The following is a 3,998-nucleotide window of genomic DNA, read 5'->3' on the forward strand; positions in this document are numbered from 1 at the left end:
ACCGGCGGAGCCCGCGCCGAGCGAGCCCGCCCCCACGGACCCCGCCGCCAGGGCACCGGCCCCACCCGCGAAGACGTTCCACACCCCGCGGCCGCCCGCGTCCGAGTAGACCGCCTGGGCATCAGTACCCACATCGGTCACCACGCGGTCGGCGACCCCGTCGAGGTCCGAGTCCCACAGTGCGTCGTCGGCGTACCCGTCGCCGTCGAAATCCAGCCACAGCGCGTCCGCGGCACCGGTCCCGAGGGTGAGTTCAGGCGCACCCTGCCATTGCGTCGGCTCACCGACGCCGTCTCCGAAGAAGTAGTCCATGCCCGGAATGGTGTCGCGGACGGCCGGGCCGGACCAGTGCCGAGCGGCAATCTGTGGACAACCGATCCGCTCTCCACAGAACCGCCCCTGACCTTGACGGACTCGGTCAGCGGGTGCCGCCGCGCACGAGGAGCGCCGGCGTGTCCGGATCGCCGTACCGGTCGGGGTCGCCGAGCCGAGCGGCCCGGATGCCGACGACGACGAGGAAGGCCACCGCCCAGACGAGGTAGGCGTCACCCACCAGGTGCTGGATCGGCCCCCACGCGAGCTCACGCCCCTCGTCGTGGGGGAACCACCACTGCGGTGTGGTCAGGAAGACCACGATGCCGGACCCGGCCAGGACGAGCCAGCCGCGCTCGTCGTCGTCGTCCCTCCCGGCGGCGCGTGCCGCCCACACCACCGTGAGCACGACGGCCGGCACGGACCACACCCAGTGGTGTCCCCAGGACACCGGCGAGCAGAACAGGGCGACGAACCCCACCGCGACCGCGGCGGCGACCTCGTGGCCGCGACGCAGCAACCGCCACGCCACCCAGGCGATACCGAGTCCCACCAGGGCGGACACCACGAACCACGCCACCGTCGCCGCCGTGTCCTCCAGACCCAGGCGGTGCACGAGCCCGTTGACCGACTGATTGGACGTGAAGGACAACCCGCCGATACGGGCGGGATCCCGGATGGCGAACGACCAGTAGCGGGCCGAATCGTCCGGGGTCAACAGGTGTCCGATGCCGGTGAAGGCCAGGGCGGCGAGGACCGCCGTCCCCAGGCCCCGCCAGTCGCGACGCAGCGCGAAGTACAGCAGGAACACCGCGGGGGTGAGCTTGATCGCCATCGCAAGACCGGTGAGGCTCCCACCCCACCAGCGGCCCCGGCCGCGGATGACGTCGACCAACACCAACGCCATGAGGAACACGTTGACCTGACCGAACCCGATCGTCTCCCGCACCGGGCCGAACCACAGCGCCACGGCCATCACGGCGACCGTGATCCACCACAGTTCACGGTGGGGGCGGTCACAGGTGCGCGTGAGGACGAGCTGCACCACGTAGGCGAGCACCGCGATGGTGGCCAGCGTGATGATGACCGACGCCGCCGCCAGCGGGACGAGGGTGAACAGGGAGAAGATCTGGGCTGCCAGCGGGGGGTAGGTGAAGGGCAGGTCGGCGCCCTCCGCCAGCCGGGGGAGCTCGCCGTAGAGCTCGCCTCCGTCGCGGAAGACCTGCCCGCCGACGCGGTACACGTCCAGGTCGATGCGGTACGGGGGGAGCTGCTGGAGGCCCGGGATGCCGACCGTGTGGAGGATCGTGCCGAGCAGCGCCAGGAAGGCCGCCACGGCCCTGCCCGCGGTCGAGGCGAGATAGCGGTCGACCGCGCCGCCGATCACGCCGGGTCGCCGTTCTCCGGGCGGTCGTTCCGCCCGGCCCACCAGCGGAGGAGTTCGGCCTCCGCCTCGTCACGGTCCAGCGGGCCGCGATCCAGGCGAAGCTCCTTGAGGAACGCCCAGGCGCGGCCGACGTCGGGCCCGGGCTTGAGGTCGAGCAGCGTCATGATCTCGTTGCCGTCGAGATCCGGCCGGACCCGGGCCAGGTCCTCCTTCTCCTCGATCTCGGCGATGCGGTGCTCCAGGGAGTCGTAGCTGGCCTGGAGCCTGGCCGCGCGTCGCTTGTTCCTGGTGGTGCAGTCCGCCCGGACCAGCCGATGGAGGCGGGGGAGCAGATCGCCCGCGTCGGAGACGTACCGGCGGACGGCCGAGTCGGACCACTGCCCCTCGCCGTACCCGTGGAAGCGCAGGTGGAGGAAGACCAGTCCCGAGACGTCCTCGATCATCTGTTTGGAGTACTTGAGGGCGCGCATCCGCTTGCGCACCATCTTGGCGCCCACCACCTCGTGGTGGTGGAACGTCACACCGCCGCCGGGTTTGGCCGCACGCGTGGCGGGCTTGCCCACGTCGTGCAGCAGCGCCGCCCAGCGCAGCACCAGGTCCGGCCCCTCGGGCTCCAGGTCGATGGCCTGCTTGAGGACGGTGAGCGAATGCCAGTACACGTCCTTGTGCTGCATGTGCTCGTCGCGCTCCAGCTTCATCCCCGGCACCTCGGGGAGCACGCGGTCGGCCAGTCCGGCCTCACACAGCATGTTGATCCCGTCGATCGGGTAGTCGCCGAGGATGGTCTTGTCCAGCTCGGCGCGGACCCGTTCGACGGTGATCCTGTCGATCTCGGCGGTCATCTCCGTCATCGCCCGGAACACCCGCGGCGCGAGGGAGAAGCCCAGCTGGGAGACGAACCGGCAGGCGCGCAGCATGCGCAGCGGATCATCGGAGAACGACTGCTCCGGGGCGGCAGGGGTGTCCAGCACCCCGGCGAGCAGAGCGTCCATCCCGTCGAGCGGGTCGCAGAACTCGTGACGCCCGTCGGGGTGCAGGCGCACCGCCATGGCGTTGACCGTGAAGTCGCGGCGGACCAGGTCGCCCTCGAGGGTGTCGCCGAAGACCACCTCGGGGTTCCGGGTCACCCCGTCGTAGGAGTCCGCGCGGTACGTGGTGATCTCGATCTGCTGCTCGATACCGGAGGCGTCGCGCTTGACCGCCGAGAGGGTGCCGAACTCGATCCCGGTGTCCCACACGGTGTCCGCGTAGGACTCGAGGATGCCGCGGACCGTGTCGGGTCGCGCGTCGGTGGTGAAGTCCAGGTCGGTGCCGAGTCGACCGAGGAGGGCGTCGCGCACACTTCCGCCGACCAGGTAGAGCTCGTGGCCGGCCTCGCCGAACGCGGCCGCGAGAGGGGCCACCACGTCCGCGTGGTCGTTGAGAGTCGTCTGGGCGCCCGCCAGGAGCCGCACCCGCCGCGCCTCGTACTCCGCCGGATCGGGCGGGGTCCCCGGTCCGTCCTGCAGTCCGGAGAACACCGCCGCGTCGTGGCGGTCCGATGAGGCGCGCGGGTCTGGGTGGGGGTTGCGGGCTGTCACAGCGGAGACCTTACCGAGTCGGTCCGGCCACCTTGGACCACAGCGGCTCCACGGCCTCGACCTCCGGGGGGCCGGTCAACAGGTCACCCGACTCCTCCAGGTACGCCAGGTACGCGGGGTTTCCGAGGAACTCCTGTGCCGCGGCGGCGTCGCGGTACTGCTGGAACACCAGCAGGACGTCGGGGTCGGCGTGGGACGCGCAGAACACGTACGCCCGGTGCCCGTCGTTCGCCTGCACCGCGTCCGGCATGTGCCGGCGCCACACCTCGACCAGCTCGTCCCGCCGCCCCGGCTTGGCCCGGTGACGGAGGACCAGGGCGTGGCCTGCGGATCCTGAGCTCATGTCGCGGACTCTAGCCGTGGCCCACCCGCCGACACCTGACCTGACCGTATCCGCGGGCGGCACGCCGACGATTTACGGAACACGCGACACCGGCCGGTAGCATCGATGGGTGTCCGAAGCCGAACGCCCCGTCGAACCGCGCGCTAACCCGCCGCGGCGGCGTCGTGCACGGCGGGCCGCCGGATCCGTGACGCCCACCTCGGATTCCGCTGGTCAGGGCTCCGAGCGCAGCTCCGGCCAGCGCTCCGACGGCCAGCGGACCGCGCAGGGACAGGACAAGCCCCAGCACCACCGGAGCAGCCAGGGCGGCCAGGGCCAGAAGTCCGGCAGATCCGGTCAACCCGCGCAGTCGGGCCAATCGGGCCAGTCGGGCCGG

General features: G+C 71.4%; 3 protein-coding genes and 2 pseudogenes. 1 reads left to right on the forward strand and 4 read right to left on the reverse strand.

The window, feature by feature from the left end; genetic code table 11:
* The 4 genes and pseudogenes from G6018_RS09245 to G6018_RS09260 form a co-directional block, all read right to left on the reverse strand.
* Positions 1–312: pseudogene (locus G6018_RS09245) on the reverse strand (hypothetical protein); the annotation flags it as partial.
* A 106-nt stretch (positions 313–418) separates the two neighbouring features.
* Positions 419–1,699 carry a glycosyltransferase 87 family protein gene (locus G6018_RS09250; protein WP_182639443.1) on the reverse strand — a complete coding sequence of 427 codons (1,281 nt, stop codon included), beginning with the start codon at positions 1,697–1,699 and terminating at the stop codon, positions 419–421.
* Positions 1,696–3,219: a CCA tRNA nucleotidyltransferase gene (locus G6018_RS09255; protein ID WP_182639444.1), complete on the reverse strand. Its 1,524-nt coding sequence runs from the start codon at positions 3,217–3,219 to the stop codon at positions 1,696–1,698. Before G6018_RS09255 ends, G6018_RS09250 begins: the two co-directional genes overlap by 4 nt.
* Positions 3,220–3,289: 70 nt before the next feature.
* Complete coding sequence (locus G6018_RS09260; protein ID WP_179523994.1) at positions 3,290–3,622, reverse strand: antibiotic biosynthesis monooxygenase; 333 nt, start codon at positions 3,620–3,622, stop codon at positions 3,290–3,292.
* 109 nt (positions 3,623–3,731) lie between these two features.
* On the opposite strand from G6018_RS09260, the pseudogene G6018_RS17125 reads away from it, so the two are divergent.
* Positions 3,732–3,998 (forward strand): annotated as a pseudogene (locus G6018_RS17125) (hypothetical protein); the annotation flags it as partial.

It is taken from the genome of Dietzia sp. DQ11-44, from assembly GCF_014145205.1.
GTDB classification, from domain to species: domain Bacteria; phylum Actinomycetota; class Actinomycetes; order Mycobacteriales; family Mycobacteriaceae; genus Dietzia; species Dietzia natronolimnaea.

Coding starts and splice junctions, on each gene's coding strand:
- G6018_RS09260 (WP_179523994.1), bottom strand. CDS start 3,622: ATGAGCTCAGGATCCGCAGGCCACGCCCTGGTCCTCCGTCACCGGGCC.